At 52.3% G+C, this 24,373-nt stretch carries 21 protein-coding genes; 7 read left to right on the forward strand and 14 right to left on the reverse strand.

Features of this window, described 5'->3' with window-relative positions; all coding sequences use genetic code 11:
- From hslO to ACFFJP_RS20620, 3 genes are all read left to right on the forward strand, one after another.
- Positions 1 to 865, forward strand: an 865-nt coding sequence (hslO, locus tag ACFFJP_RS20610; RefSeq protein WP_377248763.1) for an Hsp33 family molecular chaperone HslO, incomplete at its 5' end; no start/stop codon positions are given.
- Positions 866 to 1,115: 250 nt separating this feature from the next.
- On the forward strand, positions 1,116 to 5,114 hold the full coding sequence (locus tag ACFFJP_RS20615; RefSeq protein ID WP_377248766.1) for a S8 family serine peptidase: 3,999 nt from the start codon (positions 1,116 to 1,118) through the stop codon (positions 5,112 to 5,114).
- 310 nt (positions 5,115 to 5,424) lie between these two features.
- Positions 5,425 to 6,963, forward strand: a complete 1,539-nt coding sequence (locus ACFFJP_RS20620) for a phosphoenolpyruvate carboxykinase (RefSeq protein ID WP_377248769.1) — start codon at positions 5,425 to 5,427, stop codon at positions 6,961 to 6,963.
- Positions 6,964 to 7,072: 109 nt separating this feature from the next.
- Here the strand turns inward: ACFFJP_RS20620 and envZ are convergent, their stop codons facing one another.
- The 5 genes from envZ to greB form a co-directional block, all read right to left on the reverse strand.
- On the reverse strand, positions 7,073 to 8,389 hold the full coding sequence (gene envZ, locus ACFFJP_RS20625) for a two-component system sensor histidine kinase EnvZ (protein ID WP_377248772.1): 1,317 nt from the start codon (positions 8,387 to 8,389) through the stop codon (positions 7,073 to 7,075).
- Complete coding sequence (ompR, locus tag ACFFJP_RS20630; RefSeq protein WP_377248775.1) at positions 8,389 to 9,114, reverse strand: osmolarity response regulator transcription factor OmpR; 726 nt, start codon at positions 9,112 to 9,114, stop codon at positions 8,389 to 8,391. Before ompR ends, envZ begins: the two co-directional genes overlap by 1 nt.
- 104 nt (positions 9,115 to 9,218) lie before the next feature.
- Positions 9,219 to 9,431, reverse strand: a complete 213-nt coding sequence (locus ACFFJP_RS20635; RefSeq protein WP_377248778.1) for a hypothetical protein — start codon at positions 9,429 to 9,431, stop codon at positions 9,219 to 9,221.
- A gap of 136 nt (positions 9,432 to 9,567) precedes the next feature.
- A complete protein-coding gene (locus tag ACFFJP_RS20640; RefSeq protein WP_377248781.1) occupies positions 9,568 to 9,855 on the reverse strand; it encodes a VF_A0006 family four-cysteine protein in 288 nt (95 codons plus the stop codon).
- 72 nt (positions 9,856 to 9,927) lie between these two features.
- Positions 9,928 to 10,425, reverse strand: coding sequence for a transcription elongation factor GreB (gene greB / locus ACFFJP_RS20645; RefSeq protein WP_377248784.1), 498 nt, complete (start codon positions 10,423 to 10,425; stop codon positions 9,928 to 9,930).
- A gap of 171 nt (positions 10,426 to 10,596) precedes the next feature.
- Between greB and ACFFJP_RS20650 the strand changes: the two genes are divergently transcribed.
- Positions 10,597 to 12,918 carry a Tex family protein gene (locus ACFFJP_RS20650; protein WP_377248787.1) on the forward strand — a complete coding sequence of 774 codons (2,322 nt, stop codon included), beginning with the start codon at positions 10,597 to 10,599 and terminating at the stop codon, positions 12,916 to 12,918.
- A 68-nt stretch (positions 12,919 to 12,986) separates the two neighbouring features.
- On the opposite strand, the gene ACFFJP_RS20655 is transcribed toward ACFFJP_RS20650, so the two are convergent.
- The 3 genes from ACFFJP_RS20655 to bioH form a co-directional block, all read right to left on the reverse strand.
- Positions 12,987 to 13,907 (reverse strand): putative metalloprotease CJM1_0395 family protein, encoded by a 921-nt coding sequence (locus ACFFJP_RS20655; RefSeq protein WP_377248790.1) that lies wholly within the window; start codon positions 13,905 to 13,907, stop codon positions 12,987 to 12,989.
- A gap of 10 nt (positions 13,908 to 13,917) precedes the next feature.
- Positions 13,918 to 14,217: an excinuclease ATPase subunit gene (locus ACFFJP_RS20660; protein ID WP_377248793.1), complete on the reverse strand. Its 300-nt coding sequence runs from the start codon at positions 14,215 to 14,217 to the stop codon at positions 13,918 to 13,920.
- Positions 14,218 to 14,353: 136 nt separating this feature from the next.
- On the reverse strand, positions 14,354 to 15,124 hold the full coding sequence (bioH, locus tag ACFFJP_RS20665; protein WP_377248796.1) for a pimeloyl-ACP methyl ester esterase BioH: 771 nt from the start codon (positions 15,122 to 15,124) through the stop codon (positions 14,354 to 14,356).
- A gap of 48 nt (positions 15,125 to 15,172) precedes the next feature.
- On the opposite strand from bioH, the gene ACFFJP_RS20670 reads away from it, so the two are divergent.
- Positions 15,173 to 16,012 (forward strand): ComF family protein, encoded by an 840-nt coding sequence (locus ACFFJP_RS20670; RefSeq protein ID WP_377248799.1) that lies wholly within the window; start codon positions 15,173 to 15,175, stop codon positions 16,010 to 16,012.
- Here the strand turns inward: ACFFJP_RS20670 and ACFFJP_RS20675 are convergent.
- Positions 15,958 to 18,501 (reverse strand): M14 metallopeptidase family protein, encoded by a 2,544-nt coding sequence (locus tag ACFFJP_RS20675; protein WP_377248802.1) that lies wholly within the window; start codon positions 18,499 to 18,501, stop codon positions 15,958 to 15,960. The two genes, ACFFJP_RS20670 and ACFFJP_RS20675, sit on opposite strands and share 55 nt — an antisense overlap.
- A 128-nt stretch (positions 18,502 to 18,629) precedes the next feature.
- Between ACFFJP_RS20675 and nfuA the strand changes: the two genes are divergently transcribed.
- Both nfuA and ACFFJP_RS20685 read left to right on the forward strand, forming a co-directional pair.
- The gene (nfuA, locus tag ACFFJP_RS20680; protein ID WP_377248805.1) at positions 18,630 to 19,208 is read left to right on the forward strand and encodes a Fe-S biogenesis protein NfuA; all 579 of its coding nucleotides are present in this window, start codon (positions 18,630 to 18,632) and stop codon (positions 19,206 to 19,208) included.
- 227 nt (positions 19,209 to 19,435) lie between these two features.
- Positions 19,436 to 20,461, forward strand: a complete 1,026-nt coding sequence (locus tag ACFFJP_RS20685; protein WP_377248808.1) for a polysaccharide deacetylase family protein — start codon at positions 19,436 to 19,438, stop codon at positions 20,459 to 20,461.
- A 14-nt stretch (positions 20,462 to 20,475) separates the two neighbouring features.
- Here ACFFJP_RS20685 and ACFFJP_RS20690 read toward each other — a convergent pair whose 3' ends face one another.
- The 5 genes from ACFFJP_RS20690 to ACFFJP_RS20710 are packed head-to-tail and all read right to left on the reverse strand — an operon-like array spanning position 20,476 to position 24,372.
- Positions 20,476 to 21,123 (reverse strand): SCO family protein, encoded by a 648-nt coding sequence (locus ACFFJP_RS20690; RefSeq protein WP_377248811.1) that lies wholly within the window; start codon positions 21,121 to 21,123, stop codon positions 20,476 to 20,478.
- 39 nt (positions 21,124 to 21,162) lie between these two features.
- Entirely contained in the window at positions 21,163 to 22,071 is a 909-nt protein-coding gene (gene cyoE / locus ACFFJP_RS20695; protein WP_377248814.1) for a heme o synthase, read from the reverse strand.
- Positions 22,068 to 23,120, reverse strand: a complete 1,053-nt coding sequence (locus ACFFJP_RS20700) for a COX15/CtaA family protein (protein ID WP_377248817.1) — start codon at positions 23,118 to 23,120, stop codon at positions 22,068 to 22,070. The genes cyoE and ACFFJP_RS20700 overlap by 4 nt, the downstream gene beginning before the upstream one ends.
- Positions 23,117 to 23,644 carry a redox-active disulfide-containing membrane protein gene (locus ACFFJP_RS20705; protein WP_377248820.1) on the reverse strand — a complete coding sequence of 176 codons (528 nt, stop codon included), beginning with the start codon at positions 23,642 to 23,644 and terminating at the stop codon, positions 23,117 to 23,119. The genes ACFFJP_RS20700 and ACFFJP_RS20705 overlap by 4 nt, the downstream gene beginning before the upstream one ends.
- Complete coding sequence (locus tag ACFFJP_RS20710) at positions 23,644 to 24,372, reverse strand: SURF1 family protein (RefSeq protein ID WP_377248823.1); 729 nt, start codon at positions 24,370 to 24,372, stop codon at positions 23,644 to 23,646. The genes ACFFJP_RS20705 and ACFFJP_RS20710 overlap by 1 nt, the downstream gene beginning before the upstream one ends.
- Position 24,373 lies beyond the last annotated feature (1 nt).

Below are 24,373 nucleotides of genomic sequence, written 5' to 3' on the forward strand. Positions count from 1 at the left end.
AATTGAGGTTGTCATGAACCAGTCTGATCAACTGCTACGTTTTTTATTCCGCGAACGCGATGTGCGTGGTGAAGTGGTCAAAGTATCCGCCAGTCTCGATGCCATGCTGGCCGGTCATCAATATCCACAACCCGTCAAAAAATTACTGGCAGAACTGGTAGCTGCCACCAGCCTGTTAACGGCTACGCTGAAGTTTGAAGGCCAGATCGCTGTGCAGTTACAGGGTGACGGACCGGTTCGTTTTATTGCCGTAAACGGCAATCATCAGCAACAATTTCGTGGTGTGGCCCGGTTGCAAAAAGAAGTGCAGGGTGACAGCTTTGCCGAGTTGATTGGTCAGGGCTATTTGCTGGTGACTATTACCCCCACCCAGGGCGAGCGTTATCAGGGCATTATTCCGTTGGTCAACGACAGTCTGACAGCCACACTGGAAGCCTACTTTAATCAGTCCGAACAATTGCCAACCCGCCTGTATTTGCATACCGAGATTGGCGCGGAGCATTGTCAGGCCGCCGGTTTATTGTTGCAGGTGCTGCCGGTTGACGCGGAAAAATCCCGCGCAGATTTTGCAGATCTTGAAGTGCTGGCCGACACGCTGACGCGAGAGGAGTTACTGCAATTAGCCCCAGAGGAGAGCCTGTACCGGCTATTTCATCAGGAAGTTGTCGAGTTATTCCCGGCGCAGCCCGTCCAGTTTGTTTGCGGCTGTTCACGCGAAAAATCGGAAGCTGCCATTGTCAGTCTGGGGACCGAAGCGATTGACGAACATATTGCTGAAGGCAAGTTGGATATCAGCTGTGAATACTGCAATACGTTGTACCACTTCGATGCCGCGCAACTGCGGTTAATCAAACAGAATTTCTAATTCTCGCCAAGCGTCTGTTTCTGGACAGACGCTGCTTCAAATTCACACTTCGTCGCATCTGCGCTGATATTGAGTATTCAAACTTCACGTCTTTCTACTATAGTGTTTTCGCATGCCGAGTTCCGGATTGCACACGGCCAACCTCAGAGCCGGGTCGACTTCGTAACCTCTGCAGCTAGCTAAATTGTCCCGCGACAGGATTGCGACTGGCGGCGACATCAAAAAAACAAAACTATTCAGGAAGCACAAAATGTTGGTCAAACCCTCAACCAAAACCTTGCTGGCGATCTCTGTCGCTGCAGCTCTGGCTGCACCAGCCTCCGCCAATTTCGAAATCAAACATAGTTATTCACCAGAAGTCTCCGGCGAGCTGCAATTCGATACTTCGGTTAAACAAAAAGCGCTGAAACAGGAATTCCCACAGTATTTTATCGTGCAACTGCAAGGTGAACCTTTAGCTGCAACCGCCGCCGCTACTGAACAATCAGGGCCGGGTAATAAGCTGGACCTCAGCGCGTCTGCCACACAAAAACAAGGCAGCGTATTGGCGCAGGAACGCAGCGCATTTGCTGCAGCCTTAAAACAAGCATTACCTAGTGCCGAAATCGACCGCCACTTTGATACGGTCATCAATGCCGTCGTCGTCACTTCCTCTGACGACATCTACGAGCAACTGCAGAACGTTGCCGGCGTCAAAGCGGTATTCCGTGAAGAAATGTACTACGAACAAATGGATACCTCGCTGGATCTGATTAAAGCCAAAGCGGTATGGGAACAAATGGGCGGCGACATGAATGCCGGTAAAGGCGTTAAAGTTGCGGTCATCGATGGAGGTATCCGTCCGGAAAGCCCATTGTTTAAAGACACCGGCTTCTCTGCACCTGCCAGCAAACCAAACAACGACTATTGCGCGACGGTTGAGCCAACGTTCTGTAATAACAAACTGATTGTGGCCCGTTTCAGTACACCAACCTTCGCGACAGTGCCGCAAGAGTATATGAGCCCGCTCGGCAATGGCGGCCACGGTACGCACACGGCCGGTACTTCAGTCGGTGTGCCAGCCAAAATCAAATTCAATGGTTCAACCAACATTATTCCAAGCGTTGCCGGCAAACCAGATGAAAGTGGTTTTACTGAAGTCACTGTCTCCGGCGTGGCGCCAGGCGCCTATCTGATGGCATATAAAGCATTATTTCAGGTTTTCCGTGCTGACGGCACCGTCACAGGCAGCGGCTCTAATGTAATGTTACTGGAAGCGCTGGACTGGGCGGTTAAAGATGGCGCCGACGTCATCAATAACTCCTGGGGTGGCAGCGCCGGCGCAGATCCGGCCACCAGCCCCTATCAGGCCGCTTTTAAAGCCGCAGAAGATGCCGGTGTAGTGGTCGTGACTTCAGCTGGTAACAGCGGCCCAGGCGCACAGACCGTAGGCTGTCCAGGTTGTATCGAAAGTGGTATTACCATTGCTAGTACGACAACAGGCCGGTTCTTCGGCAACACAGTCAAATTCGGTTCTGATGCGGCCATGCTCGGTATCGCCGGTTCACAATTTGGTGCCACGATCACCGGATTAACCGCAGACCCAGTGGCTAAAGTGATCGACACAGCCAAAGCCGCACCGACTAATGCACTGGCTTGTACCGCCTTCCCGGCAGATACCTTTAAAGACAGCTTCGCGCTGATTTCGCGCGGTACCTGTGCTTTTACCGACAAAATTAACAACGCGATGGCCGCTGGCGCCAAAGGCGTGATTATGGTGCAGAACAACGACGGTCAGCCAACGTCGATGTCTAACCCAAATACAACGATCCCGGCACTGATGATCAGTAAAGCGGATGGCGCCAAGCTAGCCAAATCAATTGAAGGCGCACCGAACAGTACTGCGACTCTCAGCCGCTTTGCCAGCCGTGTGGTGTCCGCACAATTCGCTGATAACATGAGCGATTTTTCATCACGTGGCCCGGACGGGGATAACAATATTCTGAAGCCGGATATGGGCGCACCGGGTAGCGATATTCTGTCTGCGACATCACCGGATGCCTTTGCTGATAAACGTGGCTTCCAGCTGATGAGCGGTACTTCAATGGCGGCTCCGCATGTGGCAGGCGCCGCGGCGATTATGCAGCAGAAATTCCCGAAATGGACTGCTGTTGAAATCAAAACCGCGCTGACATCTACTGCAGTCAACGGCCTGAAGAAAGAAGACTCTGTCTCCGCAACAACACCTTTTGATATTGGTGCTGGTCGTCTGGATTTAAGCCGCGCAGTCAAAGCCGCCGCGACCTTTGACAAGCCTTCTTTTGCCCAAAACCCTTGTGTGATTAACTGTAACTTCACCCGGTCAATCCGGAACATGTCGGACAAAGAAGTGACTTGGACCGGTACTGTCCAATTTACTGATGGCACCACCACAGGAAAACTGGATAAAACGTCAATCACGCTGAAACCATATGGTACCGCCGGAGATAAAGCAGACTTCGTACTGAGTGTCGATGGCACTATGTCGACTTATGGCAACTGGACTTTTGGCAATGTGCTGTGGACATCGTCAGATGCAACAGCGCCAACTGCAACGATGCCAATCGCTGTGCGCGTAGCCAATACAGCCGACGCGACTACGCTGGCCACATCCGGCAGCACCGTCATGAGAGCCGGTGAACCCACCCAGGTTACTGCGTCATTTGGTAATAAACTGTATGACAAACAAGTCACTATTCTGGCAACAGCTCCTGCTGGCACTAAGCTGGTGGCAAATTCTGAATCAGCGGTATTAAAAGGGGCTACAGAATTTTTACTGGATGGTAATGCTAATAACGGCCGGGTTGCCTGGACTGGTGTTGTCCAAAAACCAAGCCTTGCACTGGCCGCAGCAGCTGGCGCTGGCTCTGATGTATTAAAAGGCACTGTCGCCGCAGCAACATGTTCTGGCGAATGTGACGATAACGTCATCAGTTACAATCTGGGCACCACCACCATCAGTTATGGTGGGGTAAACTATAGCCGTCTGCATGTATCCACCAACGGTTTTGTCCAGCTGAGCAATAGTGCAACAGCACCTTCAGCAGCTGCCAATAATGCCAAATTGCCAAGTACTGTCGCGGCAGCAAATCTGTTGGCGCCATTCTGGACCGATTTAGATCTGGCCGGCGGTTCAACCGGAGCAGGTACTATTCACGTTGGCACGGCAACTGTCGGGGAGAAATCATACGTCATCGTTGAGTGGAACGGCGTTGAAGTATTTGAAGAACCAGGCAAAACATATACCTTCCAAACTTGGATGGCAGCCAATGGCACCGAAGACGTTCGGTTCAATTACATCAATATGGCTGCGGCTCCTGCAGCGCTGACTGTTGGTGTGCAGGACGCCAGTCGGACCTTGGGTAACTCGCTGTATTTTGCCGATGGAACGACGGCAACAGGTACGGCACCAGGCTCGAACTCAGGTGCTGCGGTGAACTTTAGACCTGCGGGCACTGTTGATCTGAAATACGCACTGGACCTGACAGGCGCGCTGGAACTTGGCACTAAAGATATGGCATCGACTGCGGAAGACACCAAGTCTGCCGCAATTGATGTTCTGGCAAATGAAAAAACCTCCTTTGCCAAAATTATCAATGTGGAAGTAACCAGTGACGGCAAATCAACTAAAGCCATCAACAAAACGGCTGCGGGCGCCAGTGGAGCCTTGTCTAAAGTGGCTATCGCGGCACAACCAGCCAACGGCACCGCTGAAGTGGTTGAAGGCAAAGTGGTTTACACGCCAAAAGCTAACTTCAACGGCAAAGATACCTTCACTTACACCGCTGAAGATACCAAAGGCCTGAAACTGGTGCCGACCACTGTTGAAGTCACTGTGACGGCTGTGAATGACGCACCAACAGTGACAAGCGCTGCTGTAACCGCCAATGAAAGCAGCACAGCTACTTTGACGGCGACTGGTGCGGATGTGGATGGTGATGCATTGACGTACACCTGGACTCAGACATCAGGTCCGGCAATGACTGTTACCGGCAATACCGCCTCAGTCAGCGTCTCGGTACCGGCGGTCACTGCAAACACTGCCGCAACATTCAGCGTTGTGGCCAGTGATGGCAAGCTGTCTTCAGCGCCAGCGACGGTCACGCTGAATATTACTGATGTACCGGCACCAGTTGTGGCGCCAGAGAAGAAGAGCAGCGGTGGTGGCGCCGGTCTGTGGTCTCTGCTGTTGTTACCACTGGTCTGGATGCGTCGTAACCGCCGGGGTTAATACCCTCGCGGTCAATCGACCTCCGGTTTGACCTATCCAACTGAAAAAGCCCGGCGTTTACGTCGGGCTTTTTGTTTTCAAACAACAGTTATTACGAAATTCATTTGGTAATAATTAATCAATTAAATCAGTAAAATTAGCTATAAATGCAATTAAAGCTGAATTTATATGCGATTAATGCGGTTTTATGCGCAAAAGCTGCAGGTCAGAGCAGTTTGTTCTGCATTTTTTTGTCGCCCGAAATGTCGACTTACGATACAATGATCAGGAAATCCAATCCCTGCTCTGTACCCGAAGGAGTCTGTTGAGAATGACCACGCAAACAAATAGCCACATGGATTTATCTGTGGCAGATCTGGTTGAACATGCTATCCGCCGTAACGAAGGTGTTCTGGCAGACAACGGCGCCCTTGTAGTGCGCACCGGTCATAGAACAGGCCGCTCACCGAAAGACCGTTTTATTGTGCGTGAAGCCAGCACTGAAAACGATATTCAGTGGGGCAATGTGAACCAACCAGTCGCTGCTGACGTTTTCAACGCGCTGTGGAACAAAGTAGAACACTTCCTGAACGACCGTGAACACTTCACTTCACACCTGGAAGTCGGTGCGGATCCTGAACACTATCTGCCGGTTGTAGTCCGTACTGAAACCGCCTGGCAACATATCTTCGCTAAAAACCTGTTTATCACCCCAGCTCAGTGGAACGTAGCAGGCAAAGCAACCTGGCAAATTCTGAACGTGCCTGGTTTTGCCTGTGATCCGGCGCGTGACGGCACGCATTCAGACGGCACTGTGATGATCAACTTTGCTGAGCGCAAAGTGCTGTTAGCTGGTATGCGTTACGCCGGCGAAATGAAAAAAGCCATGTTCTCAGTCCAGAACTTCCTGTTACCAGCCAAAGGCGTGCTGCCAATGCACTGTTCAGCCAACGTTGGCGAAGCCGGCGATGTGACTTTGTTCTTTGGCCTGTCAGGTACAGGGAAAACCACATTGTCTGCCGATCCGAAACGCTTCCTGATCGGGGATGACGAGCACGGTTGGGCACCAGGCAGCGTGTTCAATATTGAAGGCGGTTGCTACGCGAAATGTATCGACCTGTCGAAGAAAAACGAACCGGTGATTTGGGATGCGATCCGCTTTGGCACCATCCTCGAAAACGTCGTGCTGGATGACAACCGCACGCCAGACTACAAAGACGCCAGCCTGACACAAAACAGCCGCGCTGCTTACCCACTGGCGCACGTGGAAAAACGTGTTGAAGCAAACCGCGCCGGCGAACCACGTGCAGTCGTATTCCTGACCTGTGACGTGTCAGGTGTTCTGCCACCAGTATCGGTGTTATCAGAAGAAGCTGCTGCTTATCACTTCCTGTCTGGTTACACGGCGAAAGTCGGCTCGACTGAAATTGGTTCTACCTCAGCCATTGAATCGACCTTCTCGACTTGTTTTGGTGCACCTTTCTTCCCACGTCCGGCTGGTGTGTATGCCGAACTGCTGATTAAACGCGTGCGTGAATTCAACTCGAAAGTCTACCTGGTCAATACCGGCTGGACGGGTGGCCCACATGGTGTTGGTCAACGTTTTGACATCCCGACTACCCGCGCCATCATCGACGCTATCGTGTCTGGTGAGCTGGCTAATGTTGAGACAGTACACCTGCCACAACTGAATCTGGATGTGCCGGTAGCTATTCCGGGCGTTGACAGCACGTTGCTGAACCCACGCGAAACCTGGGCTGACAAAACACAATATGATCAGTTCGCGGCCAAGCTGGCAGCTGAATTTGCCAACAACTTCAAGAAATACGACGTTTCTGCGGCGATCCGCGATGCAGGTCCAAAAGCCTGACACTGAGACTGTCTGCGACAGAACATAACAAAGGCCGCAATTGCGGCCTTTGTTTTTAGATAACACTTAGTCAGTGTTCCTCGGTCTCAGCCATATTGCTGTCTGCAACTCAGGCTTGCTTCGCTTTTTTCAGCGGCAAATACACCGTTGCCACCAGACCACCAAAAGCATGGTTGTGCAGGCGGATCTCGCCATGATGCATATCCACAATCTTTTTAATGATCGCAAGTCCCAAGCCGGAGCCTGCGCTACCGCGTGCAGTGTCACCCTGAGTAAAAGGCTCAAACATTTTTGCCATCTGCGCCTCTGGAATACCGGGACCATGATCACGCACCTGCACATAGACCCGCTGGCGGTTTTTCTCATAGCCAGTGCGTACTTCAATGACACCATCGGAATACTTCAGCGCATTCTCAATCAGGTTACTCAGCACACGCTTAATCGCAATACGCCGGATTGGCACTAGCGGCAGCGTTTGTAACAACTCAGTACTGATCTGGCGTTGCTGCAACCGATCCGCATCGACTTGCTCCAGCACCAGCTGGTTCAAATCTTCTTCGGTCAGCGTTTCTTCTTTGTGATGGCGGATATAGTCGATGAATTGATCGATGATGGCATTCATATCTTCGATATCACTGACAATCCCGTCGCGGATCCAAGCATCCTGTTCACTGACCATTTCACTGGCCAGCCGGATCCGTGTCAGCGGTGTTCGCAAATCATGTGAGACGCCGGCCATCAGCAGACTGCGGTCTTTCTCCAGCTGCCGGATACCATTGGCCATATGGTTAAAAGCGCGGGTGACTGCAATAATCTCGGTTGAGCCATCTTCCGGCAACGGATCCGGAATATCCCCACGGCCGACCAGTATCGCCGCGCGTTGCAGCTGCTGCAGTGGTCGGTTCAACTGTCGTGCAAACCACCAGCCACCAGCCACGCTTAAAAAACCAATCAGCAGAATATAAATTTGCAGCGGCGAAAAATCGGTTTCGTTGAGACCGGTCAGCGGGATTTTGATCCAGTATTGCGGGGCTTGTGGTGGGCGTACCCAAAAAGAAAACTGCTTATCCTGCTCAATCCTGACTTCCGCCGGACCGCCCAATTCACGTGACATCTCGTCCGAGAAATACTGGTAATGGATGGCGTTGTTCAGACCTTGCCGTAATGCCTGTGCTTCCGTCAGCACATCAATGCCGGTCGCCTGTTGAAAACGTTTGGTCAGCTCTTCTGACAACAGACGGTCTTCACCACCGACATCGATAAATACTACTTTAATTTGCTTGGCAATCAGATGGTTAGTTTGCTGCAAGGTCGGTTGGATCACATACACAGCCACCAGAAAATACGAGACCAGCTGATTGATCAGCAACAACAGGCCGATCAGAAACACTGTTTTGCCAAACGCACTGCGCGGTAAAAAACGCATCAGCTGGCCGCACCATCCGGCACAAATACATAACCCAGGCCCCAGACGGTCTGGATATAACGTGGATTGGTTGGATCATCTTCAATCATTCGGCGCAAGCGGGATACCTGCACGTCGATACTACGCTCCATCGCGGAGTAATCACGGCCACGTGCCATATTCATCAGTTTGTCGCGTGACAACGGCTCACGAGCGTGACTGACCAGTACTTTTAATACGGCAAATTCACCGCTGGTCAATGGCATCAGTTGCTCGCCTTTATGCATCTCCCGGGTCGCCAGGTTGAAGCTGAACGGGCCAAACTTCACCATGGTCTCTTCTTGCGTTGGAGCACCCGGCAGCTCTTTAGATTTACGCCGCAACACGGCACGAATACGGGCCAGCAGTTCACGCGGGTTAAAAGGTTTTGGCAGGTAATCATCAGCGCCCATTTCCAGTCCGATAATACGGTCTACTTCGTCGCCCTTCGCCGTCAGCATAATGATTGGAATTTCATTTTCCTGCTGGCGCAAACGTCGGCAAATCGACAAGCCATCTTCACCGGGCAACATCAGATCCAGTACCAGTAAATGGAAATTCTCCCGCTCCATCAGCCGGTTCATCTGCTCGAAGTTTGCGGAAGTCCGCACAATGTACCCCTGCTCGACCAAATACCGTTCCAGTAATGCCCGCAACCGCATGTCGTCATCGACAACCAGAATTTTGGTGGTTTCCTGTGTTTGCATCAGAAGGGTCCTTAATACAGAATTTTCCTCACTATAAACGAAAAACCCGCAATGTTGACGAGACATTGCGGGCTCAGGTGTTACAAATTCTTTCCAGTGGTAAATCAGGGTTTTGGTTGCTCCGCCAGCGCGACTTTACGCAGTGGTGGATTAATCCAGACCACATGCGAAACCTGACGCTGTTGGCGCTTCAGGTTGTCCGCTTTGCTGACCTGATCCTGATCAACGACAAAGGCATATTCTGGTTTGACGGTGGCGCAACCGCTCAGCAACACAGCTGCAACGGCCACGACAGTGAATACAGTTTTTTTCATCATGTTGCTGTCTCCGGCGGTTAGGTTCAGTTTGACTATAGCGAACGCCTGCCCCAGATCGCCAGCATATTTTTGTGACACGTAGATGACAGAAATAGATTATTTAAAAATAATTTTATCTAATTGATTTTATTTAAAATTATTTTCTGAAATCATGTCGCTCGCGGCAGACCTGTAATAAATCGGCAATCACTTCCGGCGTTTTCACCGGCGGAATGTAATCTAGGACACATTGCCAGTAGGCTTTTTTGCGCGGTAGCAAAGCCAGTTCACGATGAATATGATCACAGGCGCTGCGCACCAGCCCAACCACCTGCGGTACTTCAACTTTGCTTTGATATTGCAACAGACATTGCTGGTAGGCTTCGTCATCCGCCTGTACATGCCAGGCACAAGCCGCCAACAACACTATCCACAGATTTTTCATACAGACTCCTTTAATGTCAGATCTGGATTAAATTGCGTCGACTTGGCTGATCGGCTGCTGAATGGTGTCGCTTCAAGCGGGTTGCGGGTAATAAATCTCAGTAACCCACCACTCTTTTGTCCCGGCCGGTGTGGTGACTGTGGCACTGTCATCGACTTGTTTTTTTAGCAGTGCACGTGCCATCGGCGCATCAATTGAGATGTAATCGGTGCGGCCGTAGATTTCATCAGGTCCGACAATACGGAATTTCAGGCTGTTACCGTCTTCATCTTCCACTTCAACCCAGGCACCAAAAAACACTTTGCCCGCCTGCTGTGGCGAATAATCGACGATTTGCAGATCTTCCAATCTTTTCCGTAAATATCTAATTCTACTGTCTATTTGCCTTAACAACCTCTTATTAAAGGTATAGTCGGCGTTCTCCGATCTATCCCCGAGACTGGCGGCCCAACTGACAATTTTGGTGACTTCCGGCCGCTTTTTGAACCACAGCTCATCATGTTCAGTTTTCAGCTGGTTATAACCTTCCCGGGTGATTAGTTTGGTTTTAGCTTGTTTTTGCCCACTCATTTGACACCACTTTGCCGGTTACTTTGCGACTCAATGGCGGTTTATACCAAGCAGCGCGGACGCTGTCAGCCGCCACAGGATGGATTTTTTTACGCCGCCGTATGACAATAGCCGCAACTTTATCAGAAGCGGCCGGCAATCATGCCGCTTTGCAAGGAACCCAAACAAACCATGTCGATGATTATCAAACAGATCGCAGCTGAAATTGCCGCTCGCCCGGACCAGGTTAATGCCGCAGTGCAGTTACTCGACGAAGGCGCAACAGTGCCTTTTATTGCCCGTTACCGGAAAGAAGTGACAGGCGGCCTCGACGATACTCAACTGCGTACGCTGGAACAGCGCCTGAATTATCTGCGCGAACTGGAAGACCGTCGTCATGTCATCCTGAAAACGATTGCCGAACAAGGCAAACTGACCGCGACGCTGGAAAAAGACATTCTGGCGGCCGACAACAAAACCCGTCTGGAAGACTTGTACGGCCCCTATAAAGCCAAGCGCCGCACCAAGGGCCAAATCGCCATTGAAGGTGGCTTGTTGCCGCTGGCTGATGCGTTGCTGGCAGATCCGAACCTGGTGCCAGAACAAGCTGCCGCTACCTATATCAATGCCGACGCTGGTTTTGCTGACGTGAAGGCGGTACTGGATGGCGCCAAATACATTCTGATGGAACGTTTTGCCGAGGATGCCAACTTATTGGCAAAACTGCGTCGTCATCTGGCACAGCACGCGGTGTTAAAGAGCAGTGTCGTAACCGGTAAAGAAGCAGAAGGCGCGAAATTCCGCGATTATTTTGAGCATACAGAACTGTGGAAAAACGTGCCGTCACACCGCGCCTTAGCCATGTTCCGTGGCCGCAACGAAGGGATTTTAAACCTGCAATTGCAACCAGATGCCGACGAAACCAGCGCCCATGCCAGCTGCGAACAAATGGTGGCCAGCCACTTTGATTTGCGCCAGCAAGGTCGCGCCGCAGATGCCTTTATCCGCACTGTCGTACAGTGGACCTGGAAAGTTAAATTACACCTGCAGCTGGAGAACGACCTGCTCGGCGAGCTGCGTGAAAAAGCAGAAGAAGAAGCTATCGCAGTTTTTGCCCGCAATATGAAAGATTTGCTGATGGCCGCACCGGCCGGTATGCGTGCAACGCTTGGACTGGATCCAGGTTTACGCACCGGTGTCAAAGTGGTGGTGGTTGATCAAACCGGTAAATTAGTGGCCAACACCACCATATTCCCGCATGCGCCACAAAATCTGTGGGACAAATCAGTCAAAACGCTGGCCGCCTACTGCAAGCAATTTAAGGTTGAACTGATCGCCATCGGCAACGGCACGGCATCACGCGAAACCGACAAACTGGCCGCCGATGTGATCAAATTATTGCCAGAGCAACCGCTGAGTAAAATCATGGTTTCTGAGGCAGGTGCATCGGTTTATTCCGCGTCCGAGCTGGCCGCCCTTGAATTTCCGGATCTGGATGTGTCTTTACGCGGCGCGGTCTCGATTGGCCGCCGGTTACAGGACCCGCTGGCAGAGCTGGTCAAGATTGAACCGAAAGCGATCGGCGTCGGCCAATATCAACACGACGTCAACCAGAGCCTGCTGACCAAATCACTGGATGCCGTGGTTGAAGACTGTGTAAACGCCGTCGGCGTTGACCTGAATATGGCCTCTGTCGCTTTATTGGCTCGCGTGGCAGGCCTGAATAAAACCCTGGCGCAGAATATCGTCATGTATCGCGACAGCAATGGCCGGTTTAACCAGCGCCGCGACTTACTGAAAGTACCAAGACTCGGGCCTAAGGCCTTTGAACAGGCCGCCGGCTTCCTGCGTATTAGTAACGGCAGCAATCCATTGGACGCTTCGGCAGTCCACCCGGAAGCCTATCCATTGGTAGAAAAAATTCTCGCCAAACACCAGCAACCGGTTGATGCCGTGATTGGCAACAGCAGTTTTCTGAAATCGATTAATCCGGCCGAATTTGCCGATGAACATTTTGGTATTCCAACCATCACCGACATCCTGAAAGAGCTGGATAAACCGGGTCGTGATCCGCGGCCAGAGTTTAAAACGGCGCAGTTTAAAGACGGTGTGGAAAAACTCTCTGATTTAAACCCTGGCATGTTGCTCGAAGGCGTCGTTACGAACGTGACGAACTTTGGTGCTTTTGTCGATATCGGTGTGCATCAGGACGGCTTGGTACATATTTCATCGCTGACCGACAAATATGTCTCAGATCCGCATCAGGTGGTCAAAGCCGGCGATATCGTCAAAGTTAAAGTGCTGGAAGTCGAAGTCGACCGCAAACGTATTGCGCTGACGATGCGGATGGACGAGCAACCACAACCAAAAGCGGCTGGCAGCAACAAAGAACGTGCGGCACCGGCGAAACCTTCCGGCAATGGCGCCCGTCCGTCAACTCCGCGTCAGCAAGACAATGGCAACGCGGCGATGGGTAATGCGTTTGCTGCGGCGCTGGCCAAGCTGAAAAAGTGATCACTACACCGCGTTTACATAAAAAAACCGCCGTCAACTGACGGCGGTTTTTTGTCTCGCAGAAAATATCAGGCAGTTTGTAACAACGGACGTTCCTGCGGCTGCACAGCCTGTTGGTAAAAACCGCTAATCACTTTACTACGCTGTTGCATTAACGCGGCAAACTCCAGACTACGTTGTTCCAACTGCGGGCCTTTATTGAGCGGTTGACCCAGAGCATTGGCCTTTGCTTCAGCATCCACAGTGCCCGGACGGGCAGCGCCACGTTGTTGACTTTCGGTCTGAGATTTTTCCAGCCAATAGTCGGCGTCCGCAGCTGGTGGATCGTTTAACGCAACATTTTGCTGAGCTAGCTCCGTTTGCGCTTGCAAAATACGCTTGGTCGCTTCAGATGCCACACTACGGTCAGCGGATGATGGATCCGCGGGTGCTAATGCTGCGGCTCTGACCTTCTGCATTTTGACGATAGTCGCCTGAGGATCACCAGGGACCATTGCTAAATCAATATTGACCTCACCGCCCACTGCGTATTGCTTGCCGTCCGGTCCCAACTCAAATTCATAACTCGGAGCGGCAGCCAAATCACCACCAGCATTGGCATGCGCCTGTTCATGCGCCCGGACTTCGGCATCGCGTTTTTTCAGTTCTGCCAGTTTGCGCTGTTCAGTCGATTCCTGCTCCGACTCCCGCCCAGACTGTCCTGAACTGTCCTGCCCCGAGCGCCCTTCCGAATCACGTTCTTGCGAGCGTCCTTCAACGGCTTGTTTCAGTTCAGTACCGCGGTTTTTGATTTCTTCGCTGTAGGTGGGATTGTTTTGGGTAGTATTGCGACTTTTATCTTCGGAGATAACGCCTTTCTCAGCCGCACTGCGTTCCATCTGTGCGACAGGCTCGATGATATCGCGCTTCAGATTTTCCCGACGCGCCAGATCTACTGCCGGATTTCCGACATAAGGCGTGACATTGGGATAAACCGAAGTGATGGCCATTGTTTACACCTCAGGCACTGACATCAATCAGCGTACCGAGCATTTCATCGGCGGTCTTCATCGATCGGACGTTGGCCTCGGCATACACAGATTCGGTGGTCAGTTGCACCAGGCTTTGTTCCAGCGCCGGCACTCTTGGCGCAGCGACGGCGGGCTCTGGCTGTTGCGCAGCAGCGTTGCTGACCTGGGCATTTTGCACCCGCTGCTGATTGATCGCTTCGCGGTTAATATTGACCGTGGCTTCCGTAATTCCATTGGAAGCACGTTGCAAGCCTTGCAAACCAGAGGCATAAGCGGACTGTATTTCCATTGACGGATCTCCACAACATGAACGGATGATTAAATAGTAACCAACCGATGTGATTGAGACAAGCACAATGGCAATTTAACGCCACAAAAGCGGCAATTTTATGCCGGACAATAGTGCAAATACCGGCCCGGTATCTTTACATCGCCGATCCGGCCTGCAGAAACCGCCGCAACCAACGCAGAAATTCTGCCGGATGAGAAATAAAAGGCGCATGCGAAGCCTTGGCCAGTACTGTGATGTCCACTTGTGGCGCAAAAGTGATTAACTGCTGAGTCATTGCCACAGGTACCAGCGAATCAAGCCGACCAAAACATCCCCACAACGGCATCTGCAGCTGCGACAATACCGGCCGTAAATCTGCACTGGCCAGTATATCGAGACCACCCGCCAGAACTATCGCGTCCGGCAACGGCAAACTCAGCACAGCTTGTTTCAGCTGCTTGATATCCTGCCGGGCCGTTGTGCTACCCATCGCCTGGATCGCGAGAAAACGCTCCACGGTCAGTGCCAGATTGGCGGATAACGCGCCTGCAAATTGCTGCATGACGTTTGCGTTCATGCCAGGCCAGTCTGTCTGTTGCAAAAAACAGGGGGAACTCGCCAATAACGCCAGCGCCCGGACTTTCGCTGGGTGGCGCAGTGCCAGTTGCGTCGCTATCAGTCCACCCAGTGACCAGCCAAGCACCAGGCTTTGTGGTGGGATACTCGCGGCTAGTTGATCGGCAAGCGCATCAAGCTCATAAGGCATTGGATAATCAGTAGCCAGACCATAACCGGGTAAGTCTGGTGTCAGCACAGTACATTCGTCCGCCAATGCCGCAGCTATGGGTTGCCAGATCGCATGGTTTAGGCCCCAGCCATGCAGTAATACCAGCGTCGGTTTGGTCTTTTCTGAAATCTCGGTCATAGTTAATTTTTTGTAAATTTATATATCCAGGCACCTACAGGGATTTGTATGCGCATACTGCAAACTATTGTGCCAGCGCTGTTGCCACTGGCGCAGCGCTTTTTGCACTTTTGTCTGCCTAATTGTTGTTTATGGTGTGATTTTGCCGTGCAGCGACCGGGAGCGCAGCTTTGCGACTACTGTCAGGCCGCTTTACCGCGCCTGCATTGGCCAGCTGGCGCGCAAGCGTTGCAATTGCCGGCAGTGCAGCGTGGCCTGCAGTCACCGCAGTTTAATGCGGTGTGGAGTCTAAGTTGGTATCAGCAGCCTTGGAGTCACTTTATCAGTGCCTGGAAGCTGCAACAGGATCTGGCCTGTGGCGTGATGTTACGCCAACAACTCGCCACAGTGCTACCTGAATGGGTATTGCACCAACATTATGACGCGGTAGCTTATGTGCCGGTGCATCGCAAACGCCTGCGCGAGCGCGGTTTTAATCAATCCCGGCAATTGGCGATGACAGTATCCTGCAGTACCGACTTGCCACTGTTAGATCTGTTTCTGGCACAAAGTCACTTGCCACACCAGCTAGGGGCAAGCGCCAGTGCACGGCGCGCACAGCTGCGCCGGCAATTCCGGCTGCGGCCTGCTGTCAACGACTGGCAACAACTACCACAGCGGATCTTACTGGTCGACGATGTATTGACCACTGGCGCTACGTTGAACCAGCTGAGCCGGCTGCTGCGTAAAGCAGGTGTGCAGCAGATTGGCGTGGTGACACTCGCCATCACTCCAGCGCCGGGAGTCAGTACCACGCTTTATGCATCGCAGGCCCCATATACAGGGCCAGCACTTTATTCTTCGCCATCGCCGCTGTCGTCACCGGAATCAAACAATTTGCCGAAATAGAGACTGTTGACCAGCAACCGGCCCGAGCCGACAAAATAACCGCGAAATACCGGGTTATCGGTCATCGCAACAATACGGCCGTCGCCGACATTTTGTGCCAGCACAGTCGCGCTATTGCGAAACGCGCTCACCAGCGCCGGATCTGCATAACCAGCAAGCTGTGCCTGGTCGCTGTAACGCGCCACAGTGACAAATGGCTGGACCGACGGTTCCATGAGTAACAAATCATTCTTAAATACCGGCAGTTGCTGCCTTGCGATGCCAAAGCTCAGCGGATGACTTAAATCGAGCTCAGTCTGAAAAATCGCGCCAGCAATACGTTGACGACCCGCCAGCTGTTCTTTGTCGCCATAAGCTGGTGAGTCCATTGTCACCAGTGCTTTGAGTTCACTGGCTTTTTTCACTTTGGCCTGCAACAGGTTTTTTTCAACCAACCAACTGACTGCGGCTTTTTGCGCCCACAGCACACCGCCTTGTTCCAGCCAGGTCTTCAACTGGGCCACTTCGGCTTCGCCCCAACTGCTGTAATTACCGTCCGGCATTAACAGATGGGTGTAGCGGCTCAAATCAAGTTTTTTCAACCGCGCCGGCTCAGCCATCGACGGAGAGATGCCGGCCAGCCGCTCGGTGGCAAACCACAGTTCACCGGCTTCGGTGGAATTCATGCCGGGTCCTGCAATCAATAACACTTGCGGTAAAGTCAGTGGTTTTACCTGATTACTGCCAAGGTCCTGACCTTTGGGCGTTAAACCTGAAGTCAGCGCGACCAATGGCAACTGAAGTTGCTGCTGCACACCAGCGAGCTTTTGTTGCCAGCCGTCTTGCTGCAAACCTGCCGGCAATAACACGGTACCAGCTGCAAACTCAACCGGACCTGCTGCCGTCAGCGCGCTGAATGCTTTTGGTGCCACGCGCAGTTGAAAACCAGCTTGCAGCAACCTGGCTGTTTGTACCGGAGCTTGTTGATCGGCCCAGTGCAGGGCATAGGCATACGCATTCTCTGGCAGTGTCACAGGCTGATTAGCCGATGCGGTCCATGGTTGTTCGGACAATGCCGCCGGCACTTTGCGGCTGGCAGCAAAATCGATGTTATAGGCGTACGGCAAGGTCCAGGCCGATACGTCATAAAAAGTGTTGTCGCGGAAATTGGTGTCAGTGTTAAAGGCCGCTTTGATCAGGTTGTACTGGTTTTGCTCTACCGGCACAAAATAACTGCTGCCTGCGGCAAACGTCTTCCCATTAATCTGAAAATCTTCAGCCAACGCATAAGCCTGGATCTGATGTTGTTGCAGCAATGTCAGCAAAGCCTGTAACCGGCTTTTGTCCGCTGATTCATGCAATAAATAGCCGCGTACCACATCCAGGCGCGCCTGCTCTTTGGAGTTTTGCGCAAACTGATACTGCGCCTGCTGCAGATCCTTTTTGTGCGCCACCGCGCCAGTCAGCGTCGAAAACGACGTGCGGTACTGGTTATCAATGGCGAAGGGGAAGCTTAAATCCCCCTGCAGGCTTTCCTGCACGTGCCCCCGGCTGCTGCCCTGTTCAAACAAAATACCGACACTACCGTGTACATCCGGATAAGTTGAACCTTTACCGACATAAAAATCGTCAAAGGCTTCTTCAGTGAAATAGAGCCGGTTGACCTCATCCAGCGCTTTGGCGTGAAACTTCGCCAGCTGATTGGTCAGTTTGATGGTGGAATCCGGTGCAAACGGACTGTTGCGGCTCGGGATCCCCGGTTGGAAGAAAAAGGTGCTGTTGGTGCCCATTTCGTGGAAGTCCGCAACGATTTGCGGCCGCCAGCGGTGGAACTGCTTAATCCGCGCCTGACTTTCCGGGTGTTGTAGCAATAACCAGTCGCGGTTCAAATCAAACCAATAGTGATTCGGCCGGCCATTCGGCCAGGGTTCGACGTGCTCGCGATGTTGCGGATCAGCGACTGGCGAGGTGCCCTGGTGCATATTGACCCAGTTGGCAAAACGGTCGTTACCGTCCGGATTCAGGCTGGGCTGCAACAGGATAATGCTATTGTCGAGTAAGGCCTTCACTTGCGGATCTTCAGAGCTCAGCAATTGATGCACCACCCGCATCGACGCATTGGCGCCGCTGGCTTCATTGCCGTGAATGCTATAGCCGAGCCAGACAATGGCTGGCAGCGACGGATCTGGTTGTTTTTCGCCACGACTGATCGCCAGATGTGCTTCGCGGATCTGTTCCAGTCGCTGCATATTACTGGCGGAGCTCAAAGTCAGTTGCAACAACGGGCGCTGTTCATGAGTCCGGCCTATCACTTCAAACTGAGTCCGGTCAGGTGCAGCAGCCGCGACAGCGCGCAGATAGGCTTCAATCTGGTCATGCCGGGCATGCCACTGGCCGGGTTCAAAACCCAACACTGTTGCCGGTGCCGGCACTATCGTCGCCGTTTGCGCAGAAAGTGCACTGTGAAATACCGATGTTGTCAGCAACACCATAAGAGCTAAATTTCGCACCAGCCGTCCTCCATCAATTCGACGCTCCACCTTAGCAATAAAGACCTGCTCCGCTCAAGCAGGCTTGGCAAGGCCGATTTGCGGGCGTATCATAGGCATTAACCTAGTAATTTAGTCAGGTACTACCGATGATCATGATCTCCGAATCGGCACAAGCGCATTTTGTGAAACTGTTAGAAAAACAGGCCAGTGGCACCAACATCCGGGTGTTTGTGGTCAATCCCGGCACGGCTTCCGCCGAATGTGGCGTGTCTTATTGCCCGCCCGACGCGGTTGAATCAACCGACCTGACCGTGCCTTTTACTGGTTTTGCCGCCGTCATCGATGCCGACAGCAAACCATTTTTGGTTGACGCCGAAATCGATTTTGTCACCGATCAGATGGGCTCCCAACTGACGTTAAAAGCGCCGAATGCCAAAGTGCGCAAGGTGAGTGACAACGCGCCGCTGAAAGAGCGGGTGCAATATGTGATCGATGCCGAGATTAATCCGCAGCTGGCCAACCATGGTGGCCGTGTCTCAGTTGTTGAACTGACGGACAACGGTGTGGCTGTGTTGCAATTTGGCGGCGGCTGTAACGGTTGCTCGCAGGTCGATCTGACACTCAAAGAAGGCATTGAAAAAGAGTTGCTGAACCGTTTTCACGGTGAGTTGAATGGGGTACGGGATGTGACCGACCATCAACGCGGCGAACACTCTTACTATTAAGACAATGCCCAAACTTCCTCTGACAGCGGCCCAATGTGGCCGCTTTTTTGTAATAGGACTCGGCCTGTTCTGGCTATTATTGCTGACTATTTGGCTGATTCCGGCGGAACAAACGAGTTTGCTGCTCGGTTTAAAATGGGTATGGCTCAGCTGTTTTGGCCTGACGCTGACCAGCTACCTGCTTATATTGCTGCAACGCATCGGTATATCGTTGCTGCAGGAGTCTGATGATGAATAAATCACTGTTTCTTGCCTGTGCGCTGTTCACTGCATGTGCCACGCAGGCTGCTGTCATTTTGCAATACCACCATGTCGACACAGGCACGCCGCGTACCACCAGTGTGACACCTGCCGAATTTCGCCAACAGATGCAGCATCTAAAGGATTTGGGCTATCAGGTGGTAAGTCTGGATACCATAATCGATGGATTAGTCCGGAACCAGCCATTGGCGGATAATGCGGTCGCCATTACGTTTGACGATGGCTTTGCCAATGTATTCACCAATGCCCGACCGATTTTAAAAGAGTTTAACTACCCCTATACGATGTTTCTCGGGCCGGCACTGATTGACCGGCGTGAAGGTCCGGTGCTCAGCTGGCCACAAATTCAGACCATGCAACAAGAAGGCGTTATCATCGCCAACCATAGCTCCTACCATCATCGCCTTGCCGTCCCGAACAAGGGCGAGAGTAAAGCGCAGTGGCGGCAACGCGTTAAAACGGACATTCTGCTGGCGCAACAACAGCTTGAAGAAAAGCTGGGACAAAAACGGAAATGGCTGGCGTATCCATATGGCGATTTCAGTGCGGAACTTGAAGCGCTGGTGAGTGAGTTGGGCTTTATTGGCATTGGCCAGCAATCCGGCGCAGTTGGGCCAGGAGTATCACTGACTCGCATTCCGCGTTACCCGTCTTCCAGTCAATTTGCCGCGATGAAACACTTCGTGCCTAAGCTGAAAACTTTGGCTTTGCCGGTGACGGATTACAGCGGCGCCGATCCGGTTAGTACTACAAACCCGCCAGTACTGACACTCAGTGTCGATAGCAGCGATTTTCGCACAACCAGCCTGAATTGCTTTTTTGACGGCAAACCACTGCCATTAAAATGGTTGGACGCCGACACGTTCAGGGTGCAGGCGACCGCCCCATTGAAACTCAATCACAATAGATACAACTGCACAGCGCCGAGCCGTAGCAAACCCGGCTATTTTTATTGGTTTTCACAGCCGTGGGTCTTTGTCAGCGACAAATAAGCATCTGCAAAAGGTCAGGGAGTGACTTGCTGTACTACCTCAGGAAAATCTCGCAGTAATTGTGCCTTGGTCACCACCGGCACACTGTTTTGGTCGGCACTCAGCTCTGGTTTAAACATCGCAACCAGTTGTCCTTTTGGGTTAATTAGTACAACAGAAGCACTGTGATCGACGCGGTAATCTTCATCGGTGGTGGTACTGATCGCATACATCAGCCCCAATTCACGCACAAAAGGAAACAGCTGGTCATGGTTGGCGGTCAAGCCAATAATGGCGGGTTGCTCGAAATAGCCAACATAGTTATTCAGCTGCGCTACCGTATCGCGTTTCGGATCGACCGAGACAAACCACAGTTGCAACGATTGGCCCTGCGGCAACACTTTGGCAAGCTCGGCATAGCTACCCGACAGCATCGCCATCGTCATCGGACAAATATCCGGACAAAATGTGTAACCGACAAAAGCCAGAGTCCAGTGCCCATTCAGTTGTTCACGACCCGCTGGTTGTCCGGTATGACTGGTCAGGCTAAAAGATTTCAGCTCACGTGGTGCCGGATAGACCAGCACATTGGCAAATTCAGCCGGCTGTTGCAATTGCCGGTACACCAATACACCAGCCACTACCGCCGCCAGCAACAACAACGTCGCCCAGATTTTTTGCATGTACGCTTTCCTTATGACTGTCCCGCTGCGGCGCAGGCTTTATTGCCAGCGCCAGAACCATTGCTGGTCCAGAATCAGCAGCAAGAATAACAACATCAGATGGTAAATGGAAAAGCGAAACATCAGCATTGGTTGTTTTGGGTCATCCGCAAATTTCAGCCGCCAGGCATGACTGATAAAACCCAGATTCAGCAACAAACTGCCTGCCAGATAAAGCACTCCAGACATACCGACCAAATAGGGCATCAGACATACTAGTGTCAGGATCATTGTATAAAACAAAATTGCTGTTTTGGTGAATTCGATGCCGTGGGTCACCGGTAGCATCGGCATATTGACCTTGGCATAGTCATCCCGCCGATGAATGGCCAAAGCCCAAAAATGTGGCGGAGTCCAGGCAAAAATAATCATCACCAATAGCCAGGGCTCAGCCGACAGAGTCCCGCTGATACTGGTCCAGCCCAACAGCGGAGGCATAGCACCCGCCAGACCACCAATCACTATATTCTGCGGTGTGGCACGCTTCAGGAACATCGTATAGATACCGGCATAGCCAAATAAACTTGCCAGCGTCAACCAGGCCGTCAGCGGATTGACCCAGCTGTACAACACGACAAAACCGACTGCAGCCAACGTCAGTGCGAACCCCAATGCCTGATGACTACTCACCCGGCCGGTCGCCACCGGTCGACGCTGGGTACGGGCCATTTTCGCATCAATGTTTTGATCCAATACATGATTCAGTGCTGCCGCCGCGGCTGACAACATACCGATACCGCACAAAGCTATCAGCATCAGAACAGGCTGTGACTGCACTGACGGCGCCAGCAACATGCCGACCCAGGCGGTCAACAACAACAATGCAACAACTTTGGGCTTGGTCAGTTGATAATAATCCCGCCAGCTCTGCCGCAGTTCCTGCGTTAACAACATCTTACTGATACTCATGCCCGACTCCCTGACGATGATGGACTTTGCATTACAGAGTGTTGTCGCACTGATTGCATAGACCTGCCTAACTGCACCCGTGCGAGAATCGTTGCAGCGAGCAGATTGGCTGCGACAAAGTTATGCGCTACGGCATTTGGCAAAGGCAATAACCACCAGATGTTTAATACACCCAGCACAAATTGTAGACTCAGTAATAACAACACTAGCAGCGCCTGCCGGCGGTACAGTGCTCCTTCCATCTGATTGCCGACACCAAAGCGCCAGAGCCGGATGGCAAAAGCACCAACCAGCAACAAGGTCACTACGGCACCTAGTCGATGGCTGATATGAATGGTCTGGCGCGCCTCTTTACTCATGACACCAAATTCGTAATTGTCATGCCCTAAATGCAGGTCAAAGGCCTCATCGAATTTCAGCTGTTGGGTCCAGCCGGCGTGACACAACGGCAACTCAACACAAGCCATCGCGGCATAATTGGCCGAGGTCCAGCCGCCAAGCGCAATTTGTAGCACCAACACCAGGCTGGCACAGGTGCCGAGCAGGCGCAGCCGCGACGGTACGGCTGGCGCAGGAGTCACTACCGGTGGAGCCAGCTGGCGACGGTACAACCATAACAGCGTCAGTAAACTGAAGCCGCCGAGCAAATGGCCCATCACCACCAACGGGAACAGGTTCAGCGTCACAGTCCACATACCGAGTGCCGCTTGAAATACCACCAACGCGAGCAATGCCGCAGGTAACAACCTGACTTTACGCTCTGCCAATGTACTTAGGACAAAAATCGCCGCGATCACCAGCCCCAAGGTACCGGCAAAATACCGATGCACCATTTCATTGCGGGCCTTATGCGGCTCCAGCGGCCGTTCCGGGAAACGACTGGCGGCAATGTCCGCATGATGTTCCTGCGGCAACTGCATAAAGCCATAACAACCCGGCCAGTCCGGACAACCAAGGCCGGCGTCGGTTAACCGGGTATATGCGCCCAGCACAATCACCACCATCGTCAGAGCAATGGCAAAGCTAACCAGTCGCTTTAACCCGCTCATACCGGCCCCCGGTCAAATTTCATCAGTTTCTGCAGGTCGGCCATCACATCTTTGCCCAATAACGGGAAGCGCTCGACAGCTGGCGGCAGCGGATAATGCAGCAACGCTAACCCATGATGCTCGACGATGATCAAGCTGCCGGCCGGTAGCCCGGCAAAGGTACTTTGGATAATTGGTATCTGCGCTTTGGTATCGACGCTTACTGACGTCAATGCAGTCGGTTGCGCGGCAAGTACCAACAAATCCAGTTGGTCTTGTTTGCGCCCGAGAGCCAGATCTATTTGTTGCATTAACTTTACGACCGCCTGGCAATGACTATCACAGCTATCCGGCTGCAGATAGACCAAGCGCCAATGCGCCGAATTTGGCTCTGAGGCCGGCAACAGGCGGATCTCCTGTTGGTACCAGACGCCTTTGTTATTAACGCCAGACTGATACCAGCCGGTTTTTAACAACACAAATGCCGCCAGCAGTGGCACCACCCCTACTAACAAAAACAAACTGAGAAAACGCTGCTTATTCATCAACTCTCCTTCTGATACCGGACTGCGACTGCAACAAAAACCACGGCGATCGCGAGCAGAGCCCACTGCACGGCATAAGCGCGGTGTTTCTCCGGTGGCATAATCACCGGCAAGTAATGCGGTTGAAATGCGCTGCGTTGTTGATAAAACACGGCATCAACCAACGACAGACCGCTGCTATCCGCCAAATCAGCCGGTACAATCGCCTGCACCCGGTGCGGGTAAGTTCGACTCACTTCCACATTTTGCCCGAGCACAAACGGGCGCGGTGCATCGCGCAAAACACCGTTTAATTCAAAAGATGACGGGACTTCGACCTTTGGCAAAACTGAGCGCTCCGGCGTGCCCGCCGTCCAGCCGAGATTTACCAGCAACACCAACTTGCTGCCTTTGGCCTGCACCGGAATTAACACGTCGTAACCCACCACACCGTTGAGGATTTGATTGTCAACCAACCAAATATAAGGTGATACCCAGAATGCTTCGCCTTGCAGCGGCGCACCGTCAAACTGGGCTAACTCAGTGACAGAAAGCTGTTGCAGCGGCACGCCATCCTGTTGTTGCCACGCAGAAATCTGTTGTAATTGTTGTGTTTTTTCTTCAGCACGCTGCCATTGCCACCACGCCAGCTTGCTTAACAGTAAAAATGCCGCCACAGTTATCAGCACAGCCGCATATTGCCAGCGATTACCGGCACCACGCGCTGAACTCCCTGGTATATGCGTCATA

Origin of the sequence: Rheinheimera tilapiae, assembly GCF_042432165.1 — a bacterium.
Classification (GTDB): domain Bacteria; phylum Pseudomonadota; class Gammaproteobacteria; order Enterobacterales; family Alteromonadaceae; genus Pararheinheimera; species Pararheinheimera tilapiae.